The organism is Corynebacterium suranareeae (assembly GCF_002355155.1).
Taxonomy (GTDB): domain Bacteria; phylum Actinomycetota; class Actinomycetes; order Mycobacteriales; family Mycobacteriaceae; genus Corynebacterium; species Corynebacterium suranareeae.
Genome location: NZ_AP017369.1, coordinates 586,252 through 613,179 on the forward strand (window position 1 = coordinate 586,252; position 26,928 = coordinate 613,179).

The 26,928-nt window shown below is 54.0% G+C and carries 24 protein-coding genes; 16 read left to right on the forward strand and 8 right to left on the reverse strand.

Going from position 1 to position 26,928, the window contains the following annotated elements:
- Nucleotides 1-4: 4 nt before the first annotated feature.
- The 3 genes from N24_RS02795 to N24_RS02815 all read left to right on the forward strand — a co-directional run bounded on the left by N24_RS02795 (nt 5) and on the right by N24_RS02815 (nt 3,433).
- Complete coding sequence (locus N24_RS02795; RefSeq protein WP_167382004.1) at nt 5-1,243, forward strand: sensor histidine kinase; 1,239 nt, start codon at nt 5-7, stop codon at nt 1,241-1,243.
- On the forward strand, nt 1,243-1,941 hold the full coding sequence (locus tag N24_RS02800; protein WP_096454144.1) for a response regulator transcription factor: 699 nt from the start codon (nt 1,243-1,245) through the stop codon (nt 1,939-1,941). Before N24_RS02795 ends, N24_RS02800 begins: the two co-directional genes overlap by 1 nt.
- Before the next feature lie 610 nt (nt 1,942-2,551).
- Complete coding sequence (locus tag N24_RS02815) at nt 2,552-3,433, forward strand: hypothetical protein (protein ID WP_096454150.1); 882 nt, start codon at nt 2,552-2,554, stop codon at nt 3,431-3,433.
- Here N24_RS02815 and N24_RS02820 read toward each other — a convergent pair.
- The gene (locus tag N24_RS02820) at nt 3,426-5,996 is read right to left on the reverse strand and encodes an ABC transporter permease (RefSeq protein ID WP_096454152.1); all 2,571 of its coding nucleotides are present in this window, start codon (nt 5,994-5,996) and stop codon (nt 3,426-3,428) included. The two genes, N24_RS02815 and N24_RS02820, sit on opposite strands and share 8 nt — an antisense overlap.
- 117 nt (nt 5,997-6,113) lie before the next feature.
- Entirely contained in the window at nt 6,114-7,019 is a 906-nt protein-coding gene (locus tag N24_RS02825; protein ID WP_096454154.1) for a hypothetical protein, read from the reverse strand.
- A gap of 33 nt (nt 7,020-7,052) precedes the next feature.
- Between N24_RS02825 and N24_RS02830 the strand changes: the two genes are divergently transcribed.
- From N24_RS02830 to N24_RS02850, 5 genes are all read left to right on the forward strand, one after another.
- Nucleotides 7,053-7,982, forward strand: coding sequence for a Ppx/GppA phosphatase family protein (locus N24_RS02830; protein ID WP_096454156.1), 930 nt, complete (start codon nt 7,053-7,055; stop codon nt 7,980-7,982).
- Between the two features lie 27 nt (nt 7,983-8,009).
- Nucleotides 8,010-8,837, forward strand: coding sequence for a hypothetical protein (locus tag N24_RS02835; RefSeq protein ID WP_096454158.1), 828 nt, complete (start codon nt 8,010-8,012; stop codon nt 8,835-8,837).
- 61 nt (nt 8,838-8,898) lie between these two features.
- On the forward strand, nt 8,899-9,711 hold the full coding sequence (gene proC, locus N24_RS02840) for a pyrroline-5-carboxylate reductase (protein WP_167382005.1): 813 nt from the start codon (nt 8,899-8,901) through the stop codon (nt 9,709-9,711).
- Between the two features lie 249 nt (nt 9,712-9,960).
- Nucleotides 9,961-10,152: a helix-turn-helix domain-containing protein gene (locus tag N24_RS02845; RefSeq protein ID WP_003855509.1), complete on the forward strand. Its 192-nt coding sequence runs from the start codon at nt 9,961-9,963 to the stop codon at nt 10,150-10,152.
- A gap of 322 nt (nt 10,153-10,474) precedes the next feature.
- A complete protein-coding gene (locus N24_RS02850) occupies nt 10,475-10,576 on the forward strand; it encodes a 30S ribosomal protein bS22 (RefSeq protein ID WP_003855542.1) in 102 nt (33 codons plus the stop codon).
- A gap of 225 nt (nt 10,577-10,801) precedes the next feature.
- Here N24_RS02850 and N24_RS02855 read toward each other — a convergent pair whose 3' ends face one another.
- Both N24_RS02855 and N24_RS02860 read right to left on the reverse strand, forming a co-directional pair.
- On the reverse strand, nt 10,802-12,601 hold the full coding sequence (locus tag N24_RS02855) for an IS30 family transposase (RefSeq protein ID WP_096454162.1): 1,800 nt from the start codon (nt 12,599-12,601) through the stop codon (nt 10,802-10,804).
- Nucleotides 12,602-12,730: 129 nt separating this feature from the next.
- Entirely contained in the window at nt 12,731-13,798 is a 1,068-nt protein-coding gene (locus N24_RS02860; RefSeq protein WP_096454164.1) for an HAD-IB family hydrolase, read from the reverse strand.
- Between the two features lie 168 nt (nt 13,799-13,966).
- On the opposite strand from N24_RS02860, the gene N24_RS02865 reads away from it, so the two are divergent.
- The 4 genes from N24_RS02865 to N24_RS02880 all read left to right on the forward strand — a co-directional run bounded on the left by N24_RS02865 (nt 13,967) and on the right by N24_RS02880 (nt 17,082).
- Nucleotides 13,967-14,203 (forward strand): glutaredoxin family protein, encoded by a 237-nt coding sequence (locus tag N24_RS02865; protein WP_167382006.1) that lies wholly within the window; start codon nt 13,967-13,969, stop codon nt 14,201-14,203.
- Between the two features lie 88 nt (nt 14,204-14,291).
- The gene (locus tag N24_RS02870; protein WP_231911058.1) at nt 14,292-15,683 is read left to right on the forward strand and encodes a glutamyl-tRNA reductase; all 1,392 of its coding nucleotides are present in this window, start codon (nt 14,292-14,294) and stop codon (nt 15,681-15,683) included.
- 1 nt (nt 15,684) lies between these two features.
- The gene (gene hemC / locus N24_RS02875) at nt 15,685-16,593 is read left to right on the forward strand and encodes a hydroxymethylbilane synthase (RefSeq protein ID WP_096454170.1); all 909 of its coding nucleotides are present in this window, start codon (nt 15,685-15,687) and stop codon (nt 16,591-16,593) included.
- Between the two features lie 135 nt (nt 16,594-16,728).
- On the forward strand, nt 16,729-17,082 hold the full coding sequence (locus N24_RS02880; protein ID WP_231910844.1) for a hypothetical protein: 354 nt from the start codon (nt 16,729-16,731) through the stop codon (nt 17,080-17,082).
- Nucleotides 17,083-17,771: 689 nt separating this feature from the next.
- Here the strand turns inward: N24_RS02880 and N24_RS02885 are convergent.
- The gene (locus tag N24_RS02885) at nt 17,772-18,656 is read right to left on the reverse strand and encodes a LysR family transcriptional regulator (RefSeq protein WP_096454172.1); all 885 of its coding nucleotides are present in this window, start codon (nt 18,654-18,656) and stop codon (nt 17,772-17,774) included.
- A 273-nt stretch (nt 18,657-18,929) separates the two neighbouring features.
- Between N24_RS02885 and N24_RS02890 the strand changes: the two genes are divergently transcribed.
- The 4 genes from N24_RS02890 to N24_RS02905 are packed head-to-tail and all read left to right on the forward strand — an operon-like array spanning nt 18,930 to nt 23,571.
- Nucleotides 18,930-20,351 carry an MFS transporter gene (locus N24_RS02890; protein WP_096454174.1) on the forward strand — a complete coding sequence of 474 codons (1,422 nt, stop codon included), beginning with the start codon at nt 18,930-18,932 and terminating at the stop codon, nt 20,349-20,351.
- Nucleotides 20,351-22,207: a dehydroshikimate dehydratase QsuB gene (gene qsuB / locus N24_RS02895; RefSeq protein WP_096454176.1), complete on the forward strand. Its 1,857-nt coding sequence runs from the start codon at nt 20,351-20,353 to the stop codon at nt 22,205-22,207. Before N24_RS02890 ends, qsuB begins: the two co-directional genes overlap by 1 nt.
- A gap of 60 nt (nt 22,208-22,267) precedes the next feature.
- On the forward strand, nt 22,268-22,699 hold the full coding sequence (gene aroQ / locus N24_RS02900; RefSeq protein ID WP_096454178.1) for a type II 3-dehydroquinate dehydratase: 432 nt from the start codon (nt 22,268-22,270) through the stop codon (nt 22,697-22,699).
- A 20-nt stretch (nt 22,700-22,719) separates the two neighbouring features.
- Entirely contained in the window at nt 22,720-23,571 is an 852-nt protein-coding gene (locus tag N24_RS02905; protein ID WP_096454180.1) for a quinate/shikimate dehydrogenase (NAD+), read from the forward strand.
- A gap of 4 nt (nt 23,572-23,575) precedes the next feature.
- Here the strand turns inward: N24_RS02905 and N24_RS02910 are convergent, their stop codons facing one another.
- The 3 genes from N24_RS02910 to N24_RS02920 all read right to left on the reverse strand — a co-directional run bounded on the left by N24_RS02910 (nt 23,576) and on the right by N24_RS02920 (nt 26,926).
- Nucleotides 23,576-23,851, reverse strand: coding sequence for a ribosomal protein bL12 (locus N24_RS02910; RefSeq protein WP_096454182.1), 276 nt, complete (start codon nt 23,849-23,851; stop codon nt 23,576-23,578).
- 426 nt (nt 23,852-24,277) lie between these two features.
- Nucleotides 24,278-25,318, reverse strand: a complete 1,041-nt coding sequence (locus N24_RS02915; protein ID WP_096454184.1) for an ABC transporter ATP-binding protein — start codon at nt 25,316-25,318, stop codon at nt 24,278-24,280.
- Nucleotides 25,319-26,926: an ABC transporter permease gene (locus N24_RS02920; RefSeq protein WP_167382007.1), complete on the reverse strand. Its 1,608-nt coding sequence runs from the start codon at nt 26,924-26,926 to the stop codon at nt 25,319-25,321.
- Nucleotides 26,927-26,928: the final 2 nt, after the last annotated feature.

The following is a 26,928-nucleotide window of genomic DNA, read 5'->3' on the forward strand; positions in this document are numbered from 1 at the left end:
GTAGGTGAGCACTCTTCTTGCTTTCGTTTTGGGCGTGGTCCTCATGGGCCTCGCCCTACCTGTGTATACGAAAATTAAAGAAAGAATGCGTCGCCACAAATCGGCGGTGACCTTATCTGAAAATCAGGTCACCACCGTCGGCCAAGTCTTACACCTGGCCATTCAAGGTTCCCCAACGGGTATCACGGTTGTTGATCGCACCGGCGACGTCATCTTATCCAACGGCCGCGCCCACGAACTGGGCATTGTCCACGAAAGGTCCGTCGACAGCAATGTCTGGCGCGTTGCCCAGGAAGCCTTCCACGACCAAGAAACCCACTCCTTAGACGTCCACCCAGACCGCAATCCACGGCGCCCGGGTAGTCGCATCACTGCAGTGCAGGCGGTGGTTAAGCCTTTAACGCTTATCGACGATCGCTTCGTGATCATCTACGCCTCCGACGAATCCGAAAACGTGCGCATGGAATCGGCACGCCGAGACTTCGTCGCAAACGTCTCCCACGAACTTAAAACCCCAGTCGGTGGCATGGCACTTCTTGCCGAAGCCCTCATGGAATCCTCCGACGACCCCGAACAAGTCGAATACTTTGGCTCCCGACTGCACCGCGAAGCCCACCGCATGGCCGACATGATCAACGAACTGATCTCACTGTCCAAACTTCAGGGCGCCGAAAGACTCCCCGACATGGAACCAGTCAAAGCCGACGACATCATCGACGAAGCCATCGAACGCACCCAACTTGCCGCCGACAACGCCAACATCGAAATCATCCGCGGCGACCGCACCGGCGTATGGGTAGAAGCCGATCGATCCCTGCTGGTCACAGCACTCGCGAACCTGATCAGCAACGCAATCAACTACTCACCAAAGGCCGTTCCAGTCTCTGTATCCCAAAGCATCCGCAACGATGTTGTGATGATCCGAGTCACCGACCGCGGCATCGGCATCGCACCAGAAGACCAAGCCCGAGTTTTCGAAAGGTTCTTCCGCGTCGACAAAGCCCGCTCCCGCCAAACAGGTGGAACCGGCCTTGGCCTTGCGATAGTTAAACATGTCATGGCCAACCATGGCGGTAGTATTAGTTTGTGGTCACGTCCTGGAACAGGCTCCACATTCACACTTGAGCTCCCCGTATATCACCCAGAGTCCGAGGAACCGGCAGAATCTAAGCAGGGACCTAGTTTGGATTCACCCATTCGCACGACTGCGTCCAAAATAGCTGGGCGCCGAAAGGAAAAATAATGACGACAATCCTGATCGTTGAAGATGAGGAATCGTTAGCAGATCCTTTGGCCTTTCTTCTTCGCAAAGAAGGTTTCAACACCATCATCGCCGGTGATGGCCCAACCGCACTTGTGGAGTTCAGTCGAAACGAAGTCGACATCGTCCTCCTTGACCTCATGCTTCCAGGAATGTCCGGCACCGACGTCTGCAAAGAACTACGCACCGTCTCCAGCGTCCCCGTCATCATGGTCACAGCCCGCGACTCTGAGATCGACAAAGTCGTTGGCCTGGAACTAGGCGCCGACGACTATGTCACCAAACCATATTCCTCCCGCGAACTCATCGCCCGCATTCGCGCAGTCCTGCGCCGCCGTGGAGTTTCCGAAACCGAAACCGAAGACGACCCACTCGACGACCAAATCCTCGAAGGCGGGCGCGTCCGCATGGACGTCGATTCCCACACCGTGACCGTCGACGGCGAACCCGTGAGCATGCCTCTCAAAGAATTCGACCTTTTGGAATACCTCCTGCGCAACGCCGGCCGAGTCCTCACCCGAGGTCAACTCATCGACCGAATCTGGGGCGCCGATTACGTCGGCGACACCAAAACCCTCGATGTCCACGTCAAAAGGTTGCGTTCCAAGATCGAAGAAGAGCCATCTCGCCCTCGTTACCTCGTGACAGTGCGCGGACTGGGCTACAAATTCGAGTTGTAGGCCCTGCGACCAAACCAGGAGACCCAGAAATCATGTTTTTGAAGTTTTTGGGTCTCCTGGTTTGGTGTATCGCGCTGAATACCAAACGTGGAGACCCAACTTTCGGGTTTTGGAGGTTTTTGGGTCTCCTGGTTTGGTCGGGTCGAAAAATCATCCCTGGCCCCAAAAAATCCGACTCGCTGTATGGCCGTTTAACGCACTTTCAGACACGAGCCCAGGGGAATGTACGTTTGAAAAACTCGGCCCTTTAAATGGGCGTTTAGAGCCTCGAAGCTTTTGCATCGAACGGTTGGCTGCACAAGTGGCCCTGCGACCAAACCAGGAGACCCAGAAATCATGTTTTTGAAGTTTTTGGGTCTCCTGGTTTGGTGTATCGCGCTGAATGCCAAACGTGGAGACCCAACTTTCGGGTTTTGGAGGTTTTTGGGTCTCCTGGTTTGGTCGGGTCGAAAAATCATCCCTGGCCCCAAAAAATCCGACTCGCTGTATGGTCGGTTAACGCACTTTCAGACATGAGCCCAGGGGAATGTACGTTTGAAAAACTCGACCCCTTAAAACGGCTTCTAGAGGCTTCGGAACCTTTTGGACGTTTTCGGAGTCTAACTAGAGTATGGACAACAATAACTCATACCTTCGGCCAGTAACCTACGACGATGTTTCCCATGAGTATTCGAAGTGGAAGTTCTACAAAGAGTTCACCAAGATTTCCGGTTCGGTGTATTTGAGGAACGAGCTCGTCGATGACCCCGCTTTAGTCACGCAAGCGCTGCTCAAAAGGTGCCCTGAAGGAGTACTTCGCGGATATGCAGCCCTGAAGCAACGAGGGTACAAACTCCTTGATGATCCCTGGATGCCGATCATTAGCATTTCGGATGAACATCGCTCGAAAAAATCGACATCAAGAGGGAAATTCATCCGGCGCGTGCCACCTAAAGATCTTCGCCACAGCGGAGAAATTAAGCTTGTCAGCGATTCCCAAGCTCTCCTTGATGTGTTTAATCTGCATGAACTCCACAATTTTGAGCGTCAAGTGGCGTTGATCGATCACCTTATTAGGCAGCGTCCTGATTTGAAGCAGGAGATCCACAATGTTCCTGAGCTGGCTAAACATGCACAGGTTGCCAATGAGTTCGCGGAATCGCCACCGGAGTCGTGGTTGAGGGTGAGGTGGCACCAAGCGGGGTATAGAAACTTTATTCCGCAGATTCGTGTGGATTTGGAAGGTCAGTACTTTTATTTGGATTTGGCGGATCCGGTGTTATTTGTGGCGTTGGAATATAACGGCGGGTGGCATTACACGGCGGAGCAGAGGGGGAAGGATTCGTTTCGGAAGAATGCGTTGAAGAATGCGGGGTGGGATGTTTTTGAGGTGACGTCAAAGACTTTGCATAGTAAGTCGGAGTGGGATTTCTTCTTTCAGCAGGTCACGGCGGTGATTCATCGGAAGTATGAACAACGCCGCCGGAGGTTGCCGATGCAGACGGTTAGCTGATTGCTTCGAGTGGTGATATTCGTGAGGCTCGGGCTGCGGGGATGAGTGCTGCGATTCCTCCGATGATGATGGCGGATATCAGCATGAGTCCGATTTGTGTCCACGGGATTTCTACTGGTGCCATGCCTCTGGTTCGTAGGCTGCTGACAATTGCCCAGCCGATGAATGTGCCAAGAAGTAGTCCATGGATTGCGCCGTGGATGGAGAGGATCACGGATTCTAGGGAGATCATGCGGCGGATTTGGTGTCGTTGGATGCCGGTGGCGCGGAGGATGCCGATTTCTCGGGTGCGTTCGCTGATTGAGAGGAATAGTGTGTTGACAATGCCCAGGATCGCGATGATGACCGCCAACGCAAGAAGGCCGTAGATGATGCCTAGTAGTTGGTTGATTTGGGTGCCGAGGCTGCCGCGGAATTCGTCTTTGGATTTTACTTGGACGATGAGGAATGGGGAAACGGCGCTGACGAGGTTGTCGCGGAGTTGATCGTTGTTGGTGGAGCCGTCGCCGTTGATGAAAATTTGGGAGCGGTGGTAGCTGTCGGCGGAGGTGAGTACTCGGTTGGTGGCTGCTGCGTTGACCATGAGGTGTCCGACGAGGCTGGTTTCTGCGTAGATTCCGGTGATGGGGACGCGGATGCCGTCTTCGGAGGCGTATGGGTTGACGGTGACGGTGTCGCCGACTTCGAGGTCGGATTGGTCGGCGTAGGTGGTGGAGATCATCACGCCGGGGGTGTCGCTGGTGAATGCGTTGCCGGAGCGTACTGCGAGGTCTAGGAAGTTGGAGAGGTTGCCGTCGAAGATGGTGGTTGTTTCGTTGTCCCAGCCGTTGACTTGCACACTTCCGGTCATAAGTGTTCCGACTTCGCCGACTCCTTGGGTTTTTTGTACTTCGGGGGCAACGGCGGCCGACATGGAAAGTGATCTGGATCCGCCGGAGGGTTGGCCGGGGACCATGGTGCCGCCGATGCTGTCTAGGACGTAGGGGGATTTGATGGTGGATTCCATGGATCCGAATACGCTGGCGCGGGTGGTGGCGCCGATGACGCCTACGCAGGCGACCAGTCCTACGCTTAGGGTGACGGCGAGTGCGGTGGTTGCCGAGCGTCTGGGGTTACGTAGCGTGTTGCGCTGAGCTAGCTTGCCGACGGATCGAAACGGCAACATTATCGCCACGCCAAGAGTTTTCGAGGTTGCGATAATCAGCGCCGGACCTGACAGTGCGAGTGCGAAAAACACCAACAGTAATCCTGCGCCGATAAAGCCTAGTCGGGGTTCTGTTTTGAATTCATCGCCGTTGACTGCAGACACCAAAGCGCCGGCAATGGTCAGACTGATTCCTAAAGTGCACAGGACAGCGGCGATGAGGAACCTGGCTCGATCTAAAGAGTTGCTGCGTGCATCAGAGGATTCGAATGCTTGGATCGGCGGGAGGTTTCCGGCACGGTGCGCTGGTGAAATCGCGCTTAAGACAGTGGCGGTGACGGCGAAGAGGACGGGGAAGATGAAGGATCCGGGGTTGTAGCTGATGTCGATGGAGGAAAGGGCGTCGCCAAGCTGGTTGAGTACCTGGACCAGCGCGTTGACCACGCCGAAACCTACTGCGATGCCAAGGAAACCGCCGATTAAACCGATAAAGACCGCTTCCATGATCACGGAGAAACCGATCTGGAAGGTGGACACACCAATGGAGCGCAGCAATGCGAATTCTCCGGTGCGTTGGGCAACGATCATGGCGAAAGTATTAGCGATGATGAAACTGCCCACGATCAGTGCAATCGCTGCGAAAGCAAGGAGCACATAGGTCATGAATTCCAGTTGGCGGGCGGTGTCGCCGGTGGTTTGATCGACAATTTGCTCGGGCAGAAGCGGCATGAGGTCGCGGTGTGTTTTGCCGATTCGGTTGCGCACAGCCATGGGATCAGCGCCATCGTGGACTGCGATGGTGATTTGGCTGGCGTGGGTGCCGTTGGTGAATAATTCCAAATAGCGCGATGGGGTAAATCCAACTCCGACCCATCCAGCCACATCGGTGTTGGATTCAAAAACTCCACTTAAGGTGGCATTAAGACGTTCGGTGGGGGTGACAATCGTGATGTCATCACCAATGGATAGCCCTGCCCGTTTGGCTGCCGAAGCGTTAACAACCACCTCGTCGTCGGTGGTGGGGAAGTGGCCGTCGATAAGCGTTGGCTCGGGTGAGACCCACGCGCCTTGTGGGTAGATGGCAAGCGGGTGTGTGCCGGAGCTGCCTGCTTGGAGTGGGTTGCCGGTGGAATCGGTGAGGATGAGCGCGGATTGGCCGGTCATGGTGGTGCCGGATGGCATGCCGGGGCCGTCGCCGATGACGTTGACCGCGCGGACTTCCGGATACTGCTCGATTTCCGCGATGACATCAAACGGGACGCCGTCGGGGTTGTTTTGCTGCGCGATCACGCCCACATCCACGCCCTCGACACCGGCATCAACGATGGAGGAAAATGTGCGCTCCAAAGAATTTGTCAGAAGGAGGGAGCCACACAAAAAAGCGGTGCCAAGCACAACAGATAGCACTGTTAATGCCATGCGCAATTTGTTCGCCACAACACTGCGCCACGTGATGGTGCGCAGCGGCGAATTGAGAAATGCTCTGGCCGCTTTGAAGCCGGTAATAATGTCCTCCTTGATCAACTCCTTAAAAGTTTAACTGCGGGGTGCGACATCATTGTTACGCACCGACGCCGGATGCCGCGCACGCAGGTGCGATGGGATGGCAGATCGCGCCTCCAAATACTCGCATAGCGCCTCATAGGATTCCTTACCCATCAAAGCACGCAGCTCAGCTTCCTGCGTTTTCCACATCGGATCGGCATTGGTATGGCAACGGGGCGCGGTGGTGCAATACCAATCGAAATCCTCGCCGCCCTCACCCCAGCCGCGCCGATTGTATTCGGTGATGGTGGTGCGCAAAATTTCACGCCCGTCCGCGCGTTCCTCCCAGGCCTCCAGGCGGCGCAGGGGAAGCTGCCAACAAACCTCAGGCTTGACGACGGTTAGATCCTCATTTTCGGCCACGCCCCACTGGTGCAACGCACACCCCGCGCCTGTTTCCCAACCTTCACGATTGGCAAAAATACACGCGCCGTTAATCACTGAAGTTTTCAACGCTGGCTCTGGATTTCCATCCTCATCATCAAGCTCATCCCAAGAAAGCCACGGCTCAATATCGGTGCCATCATCGGAGGCTAAAAATGAATCCGTGGACGCTGGACGCAACTGCCAATACTTAGCCGGCATCTTTGACACCGCGTTATATAACTGATCCCGATCTGTTTCATCGGCAAGAAAAGCGCCATGCCCGCAACACCCTACGTCGGAGTTGTCGGCATCAATACCCAAACAATCGGGGGTACCAAAGGTGCAATTCCAATTAGACTCAAGCCATGTTAAATCGATGCTAAATACATGCTCGACATCAGTCGGATCGGTGAATTCATACCATTCACGTGGGAAATCAGGGGACAGTTCCTCCCCCGCACGAATCGACGCCGCCGCCGGTGAAGACTCGGGGAACCCTAAAAAAACTGAAGAAGAATTTGACCGATTCACACTTTGACACCCTAGACCGTCTAACCTTTAAGTGTGAGATTAGGTGTATTAGATGTGGGCAGCAATACTGTCCACCTAGTTGCAGTAGACGCGCGTCCCGGTGGACACCCCACCCCGATGAGCAATTGGCGTACCCCGCTACGCCTCGTTGAGCTTCTTGATGATTCCGGAGCGATCTCCGAAAAAGGCATCAACAAGCTCACCTCTGCCGTCGAGGAAGCCGCAGACCTAGCCAAAACGCTCGGCTGCGCAGAGCTCATGCCATTTGCTACATCGGCAGTCCGCTCCGCCACCAACAGCGAGTCCGTGCTTGACCACGTGGAAAAGGAAACCGGCGTCCGCCTCACCATCCTTTCCGGTGAAGAAGAAGCACGACAAACCTTCCTTGCTGTGCGCCGCTGGTACGGATGGTCCGCAGGGCGCATCACCAACCTCGATATCGGTGGTGGATCACTCGAGCTGTCATCTGGAACAGATGAATCCCCAGATCTGGCGTTCTCGCTTGACCTAGGTGCAGGACGCTTGACCCACAACTGGTTCGACACCGACCCACCAGCACGTAAGAAAATCAACCTGCTGCGCGATTATATCGACGCAGAACTTGCAGAACCCGCCCGCCAAATGCGCACCCTTGGACCCGCACGTTTGGCTGTGGGAACATCGAAAACCTTCCGCACCCTGGCAAGGCTCACCGGTGCTGCACCATCTTCAGCTGGACCACACGTCACCCGAACCCTCACCGCGCCCGGTCTGCGCCAATTGATTGCATTTATCTCACGAATGACAGCCGCCGACCGCGCAGAACTCGAAGGCATCAGCTCTGATCGTTCACACCAAATCGTTGCGGGTGCCTTAGTTGCGGAAGCTGCGATGCGTGCGTTGGATATTGACAAGGTAGAAATTTGTCCATGGGCGCTTCGTGAAGGTGTGATTCTTACCAGAATCGACAAAGGACTCGAGTAACATTTACCCGGAAAGGAGTTGGCGAAAATGAGTGAAGAGAAACTCACAGTCGCTGAGCTGATGGCGCGTGCCGCTAAAGAGGGACGCTCCACTGATGCTCCCCGACGACGCAGGCGCCGCAGTATCGAAGACGGTGGCGTATCCGTTGCTGAGCTGACCGGCTCCATTCCTGCCGTTAAGGAAAAGCCCGCAGAATCCCGGCACTCGAGTGTGCCAATCGATGCACCAGCGCAGCCTGTGGAACCTGAAGAGGAACCACAGGAGGTCGCCGAAGTAGTTGAGGCTCCGGAGACCCCGGAGACCCCGGAGACCCCGGAGGCAGAGGAGGGCGTCGAAAAGCAAGAAGAAGCCCCCGCGCGTCCTGCGCCGAGCAACGATGAAACCATGGTGCTGAGCATCGTGGATGAAAAAGACCCCATCACGTTGACCACGGGTGCTTTCCCTGTGGTGCCGGCAGTGGCCGCGAAGCCGGCGCCAGTTGTGCGTGCCGACAAGGATGCCGATGCGGAAACCGCGGCGCAGGCTGATTTTGCGGACGACGAGCCTGAGGAAAACACCGAAACCACAACCTTTGAGGCTGAGGTTGAAGATGAATCAGAGAACAAAATGTCGGTGTTCTCCATCATCGTGATGGCTATTGTCGGCATCGTGCTAGGCGTTGTGGTGTTCCTCGGCTTTGAAATGCTGTGGGAGCGTCTAAACAAATGGCTCGTGGCTGTTCTTGCGGTCGGTGTGACCCTGGGAATGGTGGGCATTATTCATGCTTTGCGCACCTCACGAGATGGTTTTAGCATGGTGCTGGCAGGAATTGTGGGTCTTGTGATGACCTTCGGACCGCTGGCAATCGTCATGTAATTTGTCATTTGTAGCCCCGCGCTGCTGCACAACTGGGGTGGTTAGTGGCAGTGTGGGAACTATGACAACAATCGCAGTAATCGGTGGCGGACAAATCGGCGAGGCATTGGTCTCTGGTTTGGTCGCGGCCGACATGAATCCACAAAACATTCGAGTTACCAACCGCACAGAAGAGCGCGGGCAAGAGCTTCGTGAGCGCTACGGGATCGTCAACCTAACTGACAACGCACAAGCTGTCGACGAAGCCGACGTGGTCTTTTTGTGCGTGAAGCCGAAGTTTATCGTGGAGGTGCTCTCGGAAATCACCGGCACCCTGGACAATAACTCGGCACACAGCGTGGTGGTCAGCATGGCCGCAGGAATCAGCATCACCACCATGGAAGAAAGCGCATCTGCAGGACTTCCCGTTGTGCGCGTTATGCCTAATACCCCAATGCTGGTTGGTAAAGGAATGTCCACGGTAACCGGTGGGCGCCACGTTGATGATGAACAACTGAAGCTGGTTAAAGAACTTCTAGGCACAGTGGGAGACGTCCTAGAGGTCGCAGAATCAGACATCGATGCCGTGACGGCGATGTCAGGTTCCTCACCCGCATACCTCTTCCTTGTGACAGAAGCGCTCATTGATGCAGGAGTGAACCTAGGCCTACCCCGAGCGACCGCTAAACAGCTCGCTGTGGCCTCATTTGAAGGCGCTGCAACCATGATGAAAGAAACCGGCAAAGAGCCCTCAGAATTGCGCGCAGGCGTTTCCTCCCCCGCAGGCACCACCGTCGCGGCAATTAGAGAACTCGAAGAAAGCGGAATTCGAGGTGCTTTCTACCGAGCAGCCCAAGCCTGCGCCGACCGATCCAAGGAACTTGGGAAACATTAAAAAACGTTATTTGCCCGTTATCGGCCTGTTGTTTGGGGTGAATTTGATGAAATCGTTTTTATTTTCCCACTTCCATGACCTGCGGTTTCACTTTAGAAACTTCCGATAACGGGGGAATCACCCGCGTGTTTAAACAACAATTGTCGCACTATTCACATAAATCACGCTAAGCTGAACCAGGCAAATGCGTGATCGTACTGCGGGAGGGGAAGCCTGCAGCGCGCGAATTGCTGAAGGGTAATGATAAATATGGCAAGAGAAGATAACGGAACCTTCCTGACAGTCGCAGAGGTCGCGGAAATCATGCGCGTATCCAAAATGACTGTCTACCGATTGGTTCACTCCGGAGAACTTCCGGCAGTTCGAGTGGGACGATCATTTCGTGTCCACGAGAAAGCTGTCAACGAGTACTTGGACTCCTCCTTCTACGAGGCTGGCTAAACTCCGAAACAGCAAAAACCTCTCTACGTCACTGTCGGAATAATTTTCCGCGAGTAACGTAGAGAGGTTTTCTTTTTGCCACGCTAACCCGGATGTTGTATGAAACATTCATCAAAGCCCAGGTGTTTTTGGTGCTCAATCGTGTTAAAGGTAAGATAGAAAAATCGTGCCAGCGCACACCCTTGGAAATGCCATCACGGATACTTTTCCGATGGTGTAGCACGCGGGTTAAATTTTTGCTCGCGATCCGAAAGTGCACTTCGGCAAAAAGTGCTGGCAGGTTTTGTACGTACAACATCGATTTTAAGCGAGGGAAACCGTAATGGGTTCTGTCATTAAGAAGCGTCGCAAGCGCATGTCCAAGAAGAAGCACCGCAAGATGCTGCGCCGTACACGTGTCCAGCGTAGAAAATTGGGCAAGTAAGCCTTCTCAAAAACACCGCCTTTCGGGGCGGTGTTTTTTGTCTGTTGGTGTGTTGTGGTCGGGTCTCTTAAGTTCGATACCGCGACTTCGAGACCTTGTTACCGAGACCTTATTACCGAGACCGCAAACTCAATTTCACATGCTCGATTTCAGTCCGATTTCCACCAATAACCGGGTGGTATCGAAGTTGCTAAATTGAGCGCAAGAAATTGAGCACGGGCGCTGTCATTGGGTGGTTGCGACAGTTAATACTTCATTCATTTTCTCATACGGCGTCATCGCGCCTAACACCAACCTCGGTGTGTCGTTGAGTTCATCTTGAACCCACGCGACATGCTCCGGGGTTACCTCACGGAAATCAGTGCCCTTTGGATAAAACCTCCGCCGGATCTCACCATTTGTATTCTCATTGGTCGGACGCTGCCACGGTGAATGAGGATCACAAAAATAAATCCCACATTCTGCAGGATCAATAACTTTACGAGCACTGGCCATTTCCGATCCCTGATCCCAAGTAATCGTGGAAAACTTCCCCGGCATCGACGCAATCATTTCCTGTAATGCACCAACAACCGTGGACGAGGCATGATCATCAGGTAAATGCTTTAACAACGTAAACCGACTTGATCGCTCCACCAGTGTCAACAACGCTGATTGACCCCCTGCACCGATCACTAAATCACCTTCCCAATGCCCTGGAACCCGACGATCATCAGCCTCAGGTGGGCGCGTGGTGATTTCTGCACCGACAACCCAGCCACGCCTATTGCGTAACCCAGCGATCTTGGACCGGGGGCGACGGGTTTTCCCACCACGGATTAACACCTTGTTGGTATTCATTTCGCGTTGGCGTAGTTCTTCTTCAATGATCTCACGCAAGCTACCACGTCCTTGGACATACAAACTTTGATAGATCGCCTCGTGGGAAATATGCATGCTCTTATCATCGGGATAGTCCAGAAGAAGGCGTTGTTCAACACGCTTCGGGGAAAAATATCGCAATAAATACTCCACCACCACATCCCGTAACCGGCCCGGGCGATCAAGTTTCCTTTCCTTTGGTCGTCGTGCTTGTTGCTGGGCGTGGTAGTGAGCGGTTTGTGGGTTATACACCAACTGCTTGATCTCTTGGGTGTCTGGATCTAGGTAGGTGGTGGATCCACGGTTGATTTCTCGTGCGATCACACTATGGTGACGGCCGAGTTTTGTCCCGATCTGCCGGGTGGATAACCTCTCTTTAATCCCTTGGGCGATCACCAGCCGATCGGTACTGCTTAACCGCACCCCGCGGCCTGTTTTTACTCGTGTATCAGGAACCAGACTGAAATCAGCAACAACGTGATCAGCAGTACGCGACGACACAGAATCATTAGAACAACATGATAAGTCAGGCACTTCTGTCGTTGTACACCGTGATTGCGTTGTCGTGGTGGTAGGTGCGGGTGTGTCGCTGCATCTGTGATTACCTTCTCCTTTCTTACCTGGTGGTGTGGGGGTATCGGTTGCTTCTTCGCGGCGTTTGATCGCGGTGTAGATCGTTGACGGGTGAAGCCCAAGTTCCTTGGCCACAGTAACCACTCGTTCACCACGGTTGACCCGAGTAACGGCTTCTGTCGTGGCAGGGCGTTCCGTGGTGTTAGGGATATGCCGATTGGTTTGTGGGTTCAGGACGCGGTGGGGTGCGTTTTTACCGACCGGTAGGTTGTGGCGTTTAAGCGCTAGGTAGATCGTGGATGGGTGGATTCCTAGTTCTTTCGCTACGTTTTTGACTCGTTCACCGCGTTTGACCCTCGCGACTGCTTCTGTGGTTGTGGGGTGTTCGGTGTTTTTCGGGATGTGCCGATTGGTTTGTGGGTTCAGGACGCGGTGGGGTGCGGTCTTGTCCACGGGCAGGCCGTGGCGCTTGAGCGCTAGGTAGATCGTGGATGGGTGGATTCCAAGATCTAGTGCTACGTCTTTTACTCGCTGCCCGTCGGCTATTCGGCGGACCGCCTCCTGGGTTGTGGGTTGTTCTCTGCTGGTCATTGGTGGACACTCCTTTAGGAAGAGGGTGTCGCAACCACCACCTGATATCGCCACGTGAAATCGCTCTTAAGGTATCGAAACCGTGAAATCGAAGTTAAAGTCCCCAAAGGCGCGTCTAGAGGAGTGAGCTTAGTGTTTTCTCCACCTTCGGCGTAATCTCCAGCCGGTCACGCTGAAAGCTGCCGTCACTAGGGCGGGGATGCCGTATGCGCGGGTGGCTTTGCGGATGCTTCGGAAATCTCGTACGTCCCATCCGCGGGTTTCGGCTTCTTTGCGGAGTTTGGAGTCGGGGTTGACTGCGACGGCGGTGCCCACCATGGAGAGCATGGGAAGGTCGTTGATGGAGTCGGAGTAGGCGGTGCAGCGGGTGAGGTCGAGTTTTTCGATGGAGGCAAGCGCTGCGACGGCGTGTCGTTTGCCGGGGCCGTGGAGGATGTCGCCAACAAGCCGGCCGGTAAATACGCCGTCTTTGGCTTCCGCGACGGTGCCGATAGCGCCGGTGAATCCGAGTCGTTGGGCTAAGATTTGGGCGAGTTGTACCGGGGTGGCAGAGACAAGCCAGACTTGGTGGCCTGCGGCGATGTGCATGTCGGCGAGTTGTTTGGTGCCGGGCCACATTTTATCCACCATGCGTTGGTCGACGATTTCTTCGCAGAGATCGATGAGTTCTTGGACGGGGCGGCCTTTGATGAATTCTAGGGCTTGTTCGCGACCTCTAGAGACGTCGTCGGCGTTTTCTGATCCGGTGAGTTTGAACTTTAGTTGTTTCCACGCCACGGGGAGGATTTCTTTGATGGTGAAGAATTTCTTTCGGAACAGCCCTTGGGCGAACACGATGAGGGAGGAGCCTTGGATGAGCGTGTTGTCGACGTCGAAAAATGCAGCTGCTCCGATATCTTGGGGGACATCTGGGTCGGGTGTGCTGACGTGGATGGCTCCGGCGGATTCGATAGCTCCGGTGACGGCATCAATACCTGCGTTGAATTCGTTGAGTTCCATGCCATAGATGGCGGCTACGGCTTGTGTGGCGGCGGCTTCACCTGCTTGGCGTTGTGCTGCATCGTTGATGGGGGCGGCTGCGTGGTCTTCGAAAAATCGACGCAGGTTTCCTCTAGATGCACTCCAACTCGCGAGGAAATCCTCTGGGGTACCGATCGCGGCGTAATCCCAGTCCGGATTTTTTCCTTGAGGGCTCATGAGAATAACAAAAACCTTCCTGGTCCATGAGCGCAAGAGACGCCAAACCAATAATGGATACCTCCATTGAGTATCGTATCCATGGTAAAGCCTTCGGGGCATTAGCGCTCGGGAGGGGTCTTTGAATGTCTTTAGAATGTCTTTGAACGTGAGGAAGTGAGTGTGCCCGTGGGCCATTCTGTGGAGATTATTGTCCGTGATAATTGTGGTTCTTGCACACGTGTGAAGGCTCAGATTTTGCCTGTTGTGGAGGCTGCGGGAATCAAACTTACCGAACGCAATGTTGATCAAGATGCAAGCTTGAAGCTGGAATTTGGTGATCGTGTGCCAGTGATTTTGGTGGACGATGAAGAGTTCGCGTGCTGGGAAGTGGACAACGACGAGTTAGCCAATGCTTTGTTGTGATGTCCGCGAATGAAAGCTACCGTATTTTAATCAACTAGGATTCATCCTTTCGGTGGATCAAAGGCTCCGTTGAAAGTCGGGTGGAATGGTGAGTGTACTCATCGTAGGGATGTCGCACAGGTCTGCTCCTGTAGCGCTTCTTGAACGTCTGAGCATGGATGATTCGGTACGTGGTGAAACAACTCAAGCGCTTTTAGGAAGGGCATCGTTAAGCGAAGCTCTCATTGTCTCTACGTGTAACCGTCTAGAGGTTTACACCGTCACCAGTAGTTTTCACACTGGTGTCAATGATGTGGTGGAGGTTCTGCATGAGGTTAGTGGCGTAGATATTGAAACGCTGCGCGGATATCTTTATGTTCGTTATGCCGACGCAGCTGCAGAACATATGTTGGTGGTTACCTCAGGTTTGGATTCGATGGTTTTGGGGGAGCAGCAGATCATCGGCCAGGTTCGTACGGCGTATCAGGTGGCTAATGAATGCGGTTCGGTGGGGCCAGCGTTGCATTCTTTGACTCAAACGGCGTTGCACACTGGAAAGCGTGTGCATACGGAAACTGCCATTGATGATGCAGGTGCATCGATGGTGTCTTTTGCTGTTGATCGCGCATTAGTGCAGATGGGATTGGATCCAGAAGCAGAAGCACCACTAGCTGGCAAAACTGCATTGGTGTTGGGGGCAGGTGCGATGAGCTCTTTGGCTGCTACCCATCTTGGTCGTGCGGGGATTTCTTCTTTGATCATGGCTAATCGAACCTTGGAACGCGCCGAACGCTTGGCGCAGCATTCAATGGAAGCAGGGGTTCCAGCCCACGTTGTGGACTATGACCAGCGAGCTTCTGTCTACGGCGACGTTGATGTGATTATCTCTGCTACTGGTGCCGGGGAATTTACCGTAAAACCAGCTGATATTCCGGCAGGATCTGAACTGATGCTGATCGATCTCTCCATGCCTCGTGATATTGATGACGCCTGCGCAGATCTGCCCGGTGTTGATTTGGTCAACATCGAACGTCTCCACAAAGTCTCACGTGAAGGTGGGGCAGGGGTAACTCCAAGCGAGCAAGAAGCCCTAAAGATTGTTCGAGAAGAATTAGATTCTTTTACCTCCGAGCAACGCATCAGAGATATTGTTCCGGCGGTGTCAGCACTTCGGAAACAAGCAGCATCTGTGGGCAGCGATGAATTAGATAGACTCCGCATGCGCACTCCTGGAATCTCGGATACAGAGTGGGTGGAGGTGGAGAAAACAGTGAGACGAGTCGTCGATAAGCTTCTTCATGAACCCACTGTGCGCGTGAAGGAACTGGCTGCCCGGTCCGGCAGCATCTCATATGAATCAGCTCTGCAAGAGCTGTTCGGGTTGGATGCGCCTGCGAGCACCGCGGCGCCTGCGACAACGGCGGTCAACGCGTCAGAATTGCCGGATGCGGGTATCGTCGCTGTTGTGAATGCACCTTCTGCCACACAAACGAGGGAATAACATGACCTTAAAAATTGGTACTCGAGGATCAAAGCTAGCCACCACACAAGCTGGCACCATCCGTGATCAGCTGAAATACTTTGGGCGCGATGCGGAGCTGCACATCGTGACCACTCCTGGTGATGTGAATATGTCACCAGTTGAGCGCATCGGTGTCGGCGTTTTTACCCAAGCGCTGCGCGACGTCCTCCACGCGGGTGAATGCGATGTGGCTGTGCATTCCATGAAAGACCTGCCGACCGCCGCAGACCCTCGATTCCACCTGGTCGTGCCAACCCGCGCAGATTCCCGTGAAGCACTCATCGCCCGCGACGGCCTGACCTTGGCGCAACTGCCAGAAGGTGCCAAAGTGGGCACATCCGCGCCGCGACGCATTTCTCAACTCAAGGCAATCCGCCCTGACCTGGAGATTTTGCCACTGCGCGGAAATATCGACACCCGCATGGGCAAAGTCACCTCCGGCGAACTAGACGCCGTCATGCTCGCCTACGCAGGCCTGACCCGCGTGGGCATGCAGGACCGCGCAACCGAAGTTTTCGACGCAGACGTCATCATGCCCGCCCCCGCCCAAGGTGCCCTCGCCATCGAATGCCGCGCCGATGACACCGAAACCGTCCGCGCACTCAACATGCTCATGCACGCCGACACATTTGTCTCCGCAGTCGCAGAACGCACCGTACTCAACCGACTCGAAGCAGGCTGCACCGCACCTGTTGCAGCTCACGCCACCTTAGGCGGATACTCCGGCGACACCATGACCCTTACCGCAGGTGTCTTCGCCCTCGACGGCTCCGACCAACTCGTCTTCACCGCAGAAGGCGACGGCGCCAGGCCAGAAGAGCTCGGCGAACTCGTTGCCCAACAGCTTATCGACGCCGGCGCCCCAGATCTGCTCGGCGAGCGCAGCTAACAAGGCATGTTAGTGGGGTGTCGGTGAATTAATTGGGAATACTTAACTGTCTTGCAGGTATTTGCAGGCGTTACATGCCACAATTGATGAGATCGATTAACCGCCGAAGTGTCGGCAGAAAAGAGCTTGATAGTTGTGGCTGAGTTAAAAATCAATAATCGCGTCGTGACCGTACATTTGTCATGGTGGGAGAAATTGAGCGCCCGGCGCAGTCACGTGAGGATTCCTCGGAAAGCTATCCGCAAAATCGAAGTTGTAGACAACATCATCGACTCCGTCGATCACCCCATCAAACGTGCTGGTAGATTGCGTATCCCCGGCGTATTTGTGGCCGGTACCCACGCGCATGTCAATGAAACTGAATTCAGCATGTGCCGCAAAAACGCGCCGGGCTTGGTCATCGAGTTGGAAAATATCAGCATCAATCGCATCGTTATCTCCACACCTCACGCCCACCGTTATGCCGATGAACTAATGGTTGTTGCTTAGGTTCCTAGTTTGAGGGTGATCGTGAAAGGGTGATTTCACGTGGTCGACTTCGCGTTTTCCTAGTGAAGTCGGGGTGTGAGAAGTCGCCCTTTTGGAAGGGCGCATCTGAATTGGCGACACGATGTTGACCTAAAGCGCTTGGTTGTCCTACGAATCACTGGCAGACCAAACCAGGAGACCCAGGATCAGGATATTTGAAGATTTCGGGTCTCCTGGTTTGGTGGATCACGCTGAATGCCAAACCAGGAGACCCAGAATCAGGATTTGAGGGGAAAGTGGGTCTCCTGGTTTGGTCGGGCTTGATTTTTGCCCTTCGCTTCGATTGGTAATACCTCCCCAGGAGCGCTTCTGAGGGGTTTTCATGGCATCGTCTATACAAATGCTTATGTGAAAAACTCGAGGTCTTAAACGGGCGATAAATGCCTCAAATTGATTTTGGTCATTCGCTGCCATAAACCCCTAGTGTTGGCTTGATTTTAAAAACCAGACAGGTGTGCCAAGATTTCGATTTTTAAGATTCTTTGTCACGCCAGTCTGGCTTCCGCAGCCTGGGCTAAAAATTGCCTAAAAGGCCCTAGAAAAGTGCCTCTCTAAAATCGCTTTTAAGCCCCTTTCGGTGCTTGGATGGTGTAAATGCTCATTCCGAAAATCTGATCGCTTAAAAGGCTTACAAATGATTTGATCGCATATTAGATTGCGTCGATGAATTTTTGGATTAAATCTCTGACTGCTGGGGAGGGTTGGGGGTTCCATGTGATCCAAGTTCGAACAATAAGGTCATTTCCGGAGGCGTCTTCGGCTTCGAGGGGGACCCACCGCCAGCTGGGGAAGTTTGTGCGGGCGGATTCTTCTGTTGTGAGGGCAACATCTGCTTTGACGAGGTCTGCGATAAGTGAGCTGTATTGGCCAAATTTCCGGAAGATCCAGGTGGCGTTGACTCCGGCGGCGAGCATGGCGTTTTTAAGAATTTCTTCTTGGATTCGGACTTCGCCGCGGGAGTGGGCCAGCACGCGTAGTCCTTCGAGGTCAAAGAGTGTTGCGTTGTCTCTGCCTACGAGCTGTTGGTGAAGTTCGGAATCGCATCTGATGACGATGCCTAGTTCTTGTTTGTGTACCAGGGTGGTGGCGAAAGCCTCGCTTTGGCGGCGGCAAAGGGCTATGTCTAATTCTCGTTGTTTGAGTAGTTTTAGCTGATCGTCGGTGGGGGATTCGATCAGTGAGATGCGAATTTCTGGGCCTAAATCAATTAGTTGTGTGCGTAGCCAATCGATGGGGATTCCGGGTGGGACGCCGATTTTGATGCTGGTTATGAGGTGTTCGCCTGATTGGATTTCATCGACGACCGATTGCATTCTGCTGAGAGTGCGTAGTGCTTCTTCGTGGAGGATTTCGCCGGCTTTGGTGAGGGATACGCCTCGGGAGTGGCGTTCGAAAAGTGGTGCTCCGACTGATTTTTCTAAGGCGGAAATTTGTCGACTTAGTGCGGGTTGGGAAATTAATAATTCTTCAGCAGCGCGGTTGATTTGGCCGTGTTGGGCTACGGCGATGAAGAATTCGAGCTGGTTGAGATGCATGTGGGTCAACTCCTCCTGGTGGTATACGTGAAGTGGATATCACGATTAACTTTTATGCATTTGTACTATAGGTCACAGAAGCTTAGAGTTCTCGGAAAGGGTCATACAACCACCCCTTCTGGGAAGTTCAAAGTAGGGACGCCGACACAATCGGCAGAATTTAAGACTTCAAACAAATTCAGAAAAATTAAAACGGTTTAATTACCAGCCCCTAGCTGGCAGCACATGTTGCAGACAACGAGCAGCCAGTATCTTCAATGAACAGGATCTACGATGAGCGAACAACTTCAGGGTGTAACGCACTCCGAGACGACTCCGGGCAAGACGCCTAAGCGAGCAGCACTGTCCAGCTGGATTGGCTCTGCTCTTGAATACTACGATTTCGCCGTTTATGGAACGGCGGCGGCGTTGGTGCTCAACCACCTCTTCTTCCCAGCAGACACTTCACCAGGTATCGCCATCTTGGCGGCAATGGGTACCGTGGGTGTTGCTTATGTGGTGCGCCCACTTGGTGCACTGATCATGGGTCCTTTGGGTGACCGATACGGACGTAAATTTGTCCTCATGCTGTGCCTTTTCCTCATCGGTGCTTCCACTTTCGCAGTGGGTTCTTTGCCTACCTTCGAACAGGCCGGTTACCTGGCGCCTGCACTTTTGGTGCTGTGCCGTGTGATTCAGGGACTTTCTGCTTCAGGTGAGCAGTCCAGTGCGATCTCCGTGTCTCTTGAGCACGCTGATGAGCACCGACGCGCGCTGACTGCCAGCTGGACTCTGCATGGAACTCAGTTTGGTACGTTGCTTGCTACCGCAGTCTTCATTCCATTTACCTTGTTCCTCAGCGAAGATGCGCTGATGTCATGGGGTTGGCGCGTACCATTCTGGCTGTCCGCTGTGGTTGTTTTGGTTGCTTTCCTTATTCGTCGTGGACTTCAGGAGCCACCAGCTTTCCGTGAGAACAAGGAAGCTGTTGCAGGTGGACCATCTCCACTGGCTATGACCTTGCGCTACCACAAGGCTGCGGTTGCTCGCGTTGCTGTTGCTGCGATGATCAACTCTGTCAACGTTGTGTTCACCGTGTGGGCTTTGTCTTTTGCTACCAACATTGTTGGTCTGGATCGTTCAACAGTGCTGTTGGTTCCAGTTGTGGCTAACTTGGTTGCCCTGATTGCGATTCCTCTGTCTGGCATGTTGGCTGACCGCATTGGTCGTCGCCCAGTGTTTATTATCGGTGCCGTTGGTGCTGGTTTGGCAATGAATGGTTACCTTGGTGCTATTTACGCCGGTAACTGGACCATGATCTTCTTCATGGGTGTCTTGATGTCCGGTCTGCTGTACTCCATGGGTAACGCAGTGTGGCCATCGTTCTACGCAGAGATGTTCCCAACTTCTGTTCGCGTTACCGGACTGGCACTTGGAACCCAGATTGGTTTCGCAGTATCTGGTGGTTTCGTCCCAGTTATCGCATCTGCGCTTGCAGGTGAGCAGGGTGATCAGTGGGTTAAGGTCGCAATCTTCGTTGGCGTTACTTGTGTGATCTCCGCGCTGGTGGCAATGACCGCGAAGGAAACCAAGTCACTGACCTTGGATGAGATCGATGCTTTGCACACCGCCCGCAGTGAAGCCGCTGACTTGGCTGCTGGTGCAGCAGCCACCACCGCTCAGACCGTACAGAAAGAAAAGGAAGCTTTGCACTAATGCGTACATCCGTTGCCACAGTTTGTTTGTCTGGAACGTTAGCTGAAAAGCTTCGTGCTGCAGCAGATGCTGGATTTGATGGCGTAGAAATCTTCGAGCAAGACTTGGTGGTTTCGCCTCATTCAGCAGAGCAGATTCGTCAGCGTGCGCAGGATTTGGGATTAACCCTGGATCTTTTCCAACCGTTTCGTGATTTCGAAGGTGTTGAAGAAGAAGAGTTCCAAAAGAACCTGCACCGCTTGGAAGCAAAATTCCAACTGATGAACAGGCTGGGCATCGAGATGATTTTGTTGTGCTCCAATGTGGGCACAGCAACCATTAATGATGATGACCTTTTTGTCGAGCAGCTTCGCCGTGCAGGTGACTTAGCTGCCAAGTACAACGTCAAGATTGCTTATGAAGCGTTGGCGTGGGGAAAGTTCGTCAACGATTTTGAGCACGCACATGCCATCGTGGAAAAAGTTAACCATGATTGCGTGGGCACCTGCTTGGATACGTTCCATATTCTTTCACGCGGTTGGGCAACCGATGCTGTGGAAAATATTCCGGCAGAAAAAATCTTCTTTGTGCAGCTTGCTGATGCACCAAAGCTGGCCATGGATATTTTGTCCTGGTCGCGTCACCACCGAGTATTCCCTGGCGAAGGCGACTTTGACCTGGTGAAATTCATGGTTCACCTAGCCAAGACTGGTTATGATGGCCCAATTTCCCTGGAAATCTTCAACGATTCTTTCCGCAAGGCAGAGGTAGGACGCACTGCCATTGATGGGCTGCGTTCACTGCGCTGGTTGGAAGATCAAACCTGGCACGCACTAAACCCAGAGGATCGCCCCAGTGCCCTGGAATTACAGGCACTTCCAGAAGTCGCAGAACCAGCAGGGGTGGATTTCTTAGAGATCGCCACTGGACGCTTGGGTGAAACCATTCGAGTTCTCCACCAGTTGGGATTCCGCCTTGGTGGACATCACTGCAGCAAGCAGGACTACCAAGTGTGGACTCAAGGTGATGTTCGCATTGTGGTGTGTGACCGTGGAGCCACGGGTGCACCAACCACGATTTCCGCAATGGGCTTTGATACCCCTGACCCGGAGGCTGCTCACGCACGAGCTGAATTACTACGTGCAAAGACCATTGATCGCCCTCACATTGATGGCGAGGTGGATCTCAAGGGGGTCTATGCGCCGGATGGCGTAGAGCTCTTTTTCGCAGGCCCGAGCCCCGATGGATTCCCCGAGTGGCTGCCGGAGTTCGGCGTCGATAAGCAAGAAACTGGTTTGATAAACGGGATTGACCACGTCAATTTCGCACAACCGTGGCAGCATTTCGACGAAGCCGTGCTGTTTTACACCGCGCTGATGGCGTTGGAAACTGTGCGCGAGGATGAGTTCCCGAGCCCCATTGGTTTGGTGCGTAACCAGGTGATGCGTTCGCCGAATGATGCTGTGCGCTTACTGCTCAGCGTCGCCCCAGAAGACGGTGAGCAGGGCGATTTCCTCAACGCGGCCTACCCAGAGCACATTGCGTTGGCAACCGATGACATCGTCGCGGTAGCTCAGCGAGCACGCAAACGCGGATTGGATTTCCTGCCTGTGCCTGAGAATTACTATGACGATGTGCAGGCACGATTCGATCTTCCGGAGGAATTCTTGGACACGCTCAAGGAAAACAACCTGCTGTATGACCGCGATGAGCACGGCGAATTCCTCCACTTTTATACCCGCACGCTGGGCACATTGTTCTTCGAGGTGGTTGAGCGCCGCGGCGGTTTCGCGGGCTGGGGCGAAACTAACGCGCCGGTGCGGTTGGCAGCGCAGTATCGTGAAGTGCGGGACCTCGAGCGGGGCATCCCAAGCTAAACCCCGAGCTGAACCCGAGCTCCCGAATCCAACCCACGCAACACTTAAAGGAACCTTAAGATGTCTGGAAAAATTCTCCTTCTCAACGGCCCCAACCTCAACATGTTGGGCAAGCGCGAGCCTGAAATTTATGGACACGACACGTTGGAAGACGTCGTCGCGCTTGTTACTGCAGAAGCCGCAAAGCACGGACTTGAGGTGGAGGCGCTGCAAAGCAACCACGAAGGTGAGCTCATTGATGCGCTGCACAAAGCCCGCGGCACCCACATTGGTTGTGTGCTCAACCCTGCGGGGCTGACTCACACCTCGGTGGCATTGCTCGATGCGGTGAAGGCTTCTGAGCTTCCTACCGTTGAGGTGCACATTTCCAATCCGCATGCGCGTGAAGAGTTCCGCCATCATTCCTTCATTTCCCTAGCTGCGGTTTCCGTGATCGCTGGCGCAGGCATCCAGGGCTACCGCTATGCGGTGGATATCCTGGCAAATCTTTAAAAACTAGAAAGTCTTAAAATATGCACAACACTATTCTTCTTGGCCTGATCGGAGAGGGCCTCGATCTCTCCCGCACCCCCGCAATGCACGAGGCGGAGGGTCTCGCGCAGGGGCGTGCGACGGTGTACAGGCGCATCGATACGCTCGGGGTGCGCGCTTCCGGGCGTGATTTAAAGACGCTTCTCGACGCCGCCATCTCTCTTGGCTTCAACGGCCTCAACATCACCCACCCGTACAAACAAGCAGTGCTCCCACTGCTTGATGAAGTCTCTGAGCAGGCAACTCAATTGGGCGCAGTCAACACTGTGGTCATTGATGCCGAAGGCCGTACCACTGGTCACAACACCGATGTTTCTGGTTTTGGCCGTGGCATGGAAGAAGGACTTTCCAACGCAAAGTTGGATTCTGTTGTGCAGGTTGGTGCAGGCGGAGTGGGCAACGCGGTAGCATATGCCCTGGTCACCCACGGTGTGCAAAAACTACAGGTCGCTGACTTGGATACTTCCCGAGCACAAGCACTTGCTGACGTTATCAACGACGCTGTCGGCCGCGAAGCAGTCGTAGGTGTAGATGCCCGCGGAATCGAAGACGTCATCGCCGCAGCCGACGGTGTTGTTAACGCAACCCCGATGGGAATGACAGCTCACCCAGGCACCGCCTTTGACGTTAGTTGCCTAACCAAGGACCACTGGGTTGGCGATGTCGTGTATATGCCTATCGAAACCGAACTTCTCAAGGCCGCACGCGCCCTGGGCTGCGAAACCTTGGACGGCACCCGCATGGCAATCCACCAGGCTGTCGACGCCTTCCGGCTCTTCACCGGCCTTGAGCCAAACGTAGAGCGCATGCGAGAGACATTCCTGTCCCTCTAAGGAACTAGTAATATTTCGACGCTTCGACCGTTTCCTTCGCTTCCTTCAACCCTGCCCCGGTAAGTTCACGGTGACGTTTGATCGCCGCGATCTTCTTACCCTGCTGCAGGAGCGCCACAACTTCAGGATGCAACCCTGATTGTGGTCTTTGCAGCGAAAGTGGAGTCGAAGAATCACCCCCTAGCTGAGCAATGATCTGATCTTGCTCAGCTAGTCTGCGTTCAAGGGCAGCAACGCGGGCTTCCAGGGCACTTAAGTTTACGTCTTTTCTGCCAAACATGGCCCCCACAATAGTGCCGGTTAGAGCTTGCGGCCTGGGTCGCGTTAAAAATGTGGCTAGTGAGGCGGATGTGACGCTTGGGAGTTGTGCTCTGCTTATGGTCGTGGTGATTCAATGCCGTCGGATGGCCGACCACTGGAAAACCAAACCAGGAGACCCAAAAATCGGTTTTACGTGCTTTTTGGGTCGCCTGGTTTGGTTGTCGCGCTAAATACCAAACCAGGAGACCCAACTTTCAGGTTTTTGAGAATTTTGGGTCGCCTGGTTTGGTCGGGCTTGAAAATTGGTCTTGAACTGCAAAGATCATACCTCCCCAGGAGCGCTTTTAAGAGGGTTTTGGAGGCTTGCCCATACAAATACTCATTCGAAAAGCTCGACCCCTTAAACGGGCTGCAAACGAGTTTCCCCACCTCCGGCCCCGGACCCCTAAAACGCTCGGTACACCAACGGATTACGCACCATCAGCTGGATTGTTTCCCCAATTTTTGGCACCTGGCCGGAAATGGATAGTCGGAAATTGTGCCCACTTTGAGTCGTTGCAGTGACAGAATAGGACGTCACCTGGAAGAGCACCGACGTGATTTCTGCGTGCACCGAGCTACCACCGATGCTCAACGATTGTGGCGGGATCGCAATATCAACGCCGTCACCTTCCGCCACCTCATCGATCGCTTGCACCGCGCTTAGATCCCACGATAAATCCAGCTCCGCGCACACCACTTTTCCGCCTTTGATCGTGCCGCTGAGGACGGTTGCGTCTGCGATGAATCGGGCAACATCGGCGGTTGCGGGAGCAGAAAGCAGCTCGGCGGGGGTGGCTACCTGATGGATTCTGCCGTCGCCAAGCATAACGATTCGGTCTGCGATGGAGATGGCTTCAGCGCGATCGTGAGTCACATGCACTGTGGTGAGGCCTTCGCGCCGGGTCAAACTGACAAGTTCGCGTCGTAAAGCATCGCGCAAAGGCTCGTCGAGGGCGGAGAGGGCCTCGTCGAGAAGCAGCACTGTAGGGTCCGCGATAATCGCGCGCGCAAGCGCCACACGCTGCCTTTGCCCGCCGGAAAGGCTGGCAGGTTTGCGCCTGCCGAACCCCTCAAGCCCAACTAGGGCAAGCGTGCGTTCAACGCGCTTGCTTATCGACGCCCCCTTCTCTCCCTTTCGTGCCAGCGGATATCCCACATTCTTAGCCACCGACATATGTGGCCACACTGCATGCTGCTGGAAAACCATCCCCATCCCGCGGCGTTCAGGTGGCACATGAGTCATGTTTTGGCCACCAATATACACATTTCCGCTACTTGGCTGCACAAACCCAGCTAGAGTGCGCAACATCGTGGTTTTACCAGACCCTGATGGGCCGATGAGCACCACAAACTCCTCCGGATTGATCTCTAAATTAATGTCTCGCAGCCCAAAAGATCCGTCGCGAAAACGCACGCTGAGATCACGCAAATTAATCGAAGACACTTAAAACTCCTTCTGGCTGCGTACCGTCAGCGTGAGCGCGACGATACCTAGAATCGCAAACATCAACGACAACGCTGACGCCTGGTTGTAATTGCCCGCCTGCTGCAGATTAAACACCTGCACACCCAAAGTGGTGGTACCCGGCGCGATCAGCAAGATGGACACGGTTAATTCGCGGACTGCAGTGACAGCGACGAGCACTGCGCCTGCGAAAGCTGCGGGTATGGCCATTGCTGCGGTGGTGTCCATGATTGATTTGAGCCTGCCTGCACCACTGATTCGTGCTGCTTCCTCGATTGCTTCTGGGGCTTGACTGAGGGGGCCGCGCACTGCTTGGACAACAAGGGCGGTAAATGCACATACATAAGCACCCAAAATCACCCAGGGTGTGTTGTAGAGATCGGTGTACCTGCCCAAAATGAGCCACCCCACGCCGATGATCATTCCAGGCAATGCAGTGGGGAGAAGCACCAGAAGGGTTAAAGGTACGTTGGCAAAGTGGGTGGTTCTGGTGATCAACACGCCAATTAGCCAGCCCAGCACGCCGCAGATAAGGGCTGCGCCGAGAGAGAGCATGAGTGAGTTGCTGAAACCTTCAATGACTCGAGGATTGTTCAATGCGGCTGCAAAGTTGTTCAGCGTGATGGTGTTTAGAGTAAAAGGCACGCCGGGGGCGGGGAGGAGTGCCCGGTAAGCGAGTCCTAACAGCGGGGCAGCGGTGATCACAAGCGCGATGATCCAGGTGAGCGCGCTGACTGGAATGCGGGATTGTTTAAGTTCAAAGCGATACGATTGCCCAGCATCCTGCAGTTTTGAAGAGGCATACAAAGACACCACATAGTCTGCCGTGACAGCCGCGATGCCTAAAAACAACAACACGATGCCAATGGTGGAGACCACCTGCAAAGGGTTACTGACCGTGCCTGATTCCATGAATCGATAAATCATGGTGGCTAGGGTTTCAAAACGTGCCGGGGACCCAAGCAACGCAGGAATACCGAAATCGGCCAAATTGGCCACTGCAGTGAGGGTAAAGGCTGATAACAACGCTGGTTTGAGCAGCGGCACAGTAATGGTGCGTAACACGGTGAAAGTGTGTGCCCCAGAGATCCGGGCTGCTTGTTCCAAATCTCCCGGAAGTTGCCTTAATGCTGCAGAGACAATGATGTACACCGTGGGGTAGGAATGCACGATCAACAAAAATGTCACGCCATCAGCGCCGTAAATATCCCACACGTCCGTGCCAAAGAAACGGTTGATTCCTTGATTTCTTCCAAATAACTGCAGCCATGCAATTGCCCCAATAAAAGGTGGAATCAGCAGCGGAGACAGCAGAAACAACCGCAGAGCAGTGCGGCCAAAAACATTCGTGCGATCCAAAGTAAGGGCCATTAAAGTGCCAACGACGGTGGCACCCAACGCAGAAAGAAATGTGGTGTAGGTGGAATTCCACAAAGCTTGGCCCAAGCCGGAATCTAAAAGCGTGGGAAGTTGATTACCACCTAATGCCAAGCCCACCACTAATGCCAACGGGGTGATAAACACACCCGCGACAATCAGCCACACTCCAAGGCGCATCAATGATAAAGCTGGCTGAGTTAACTGCATGA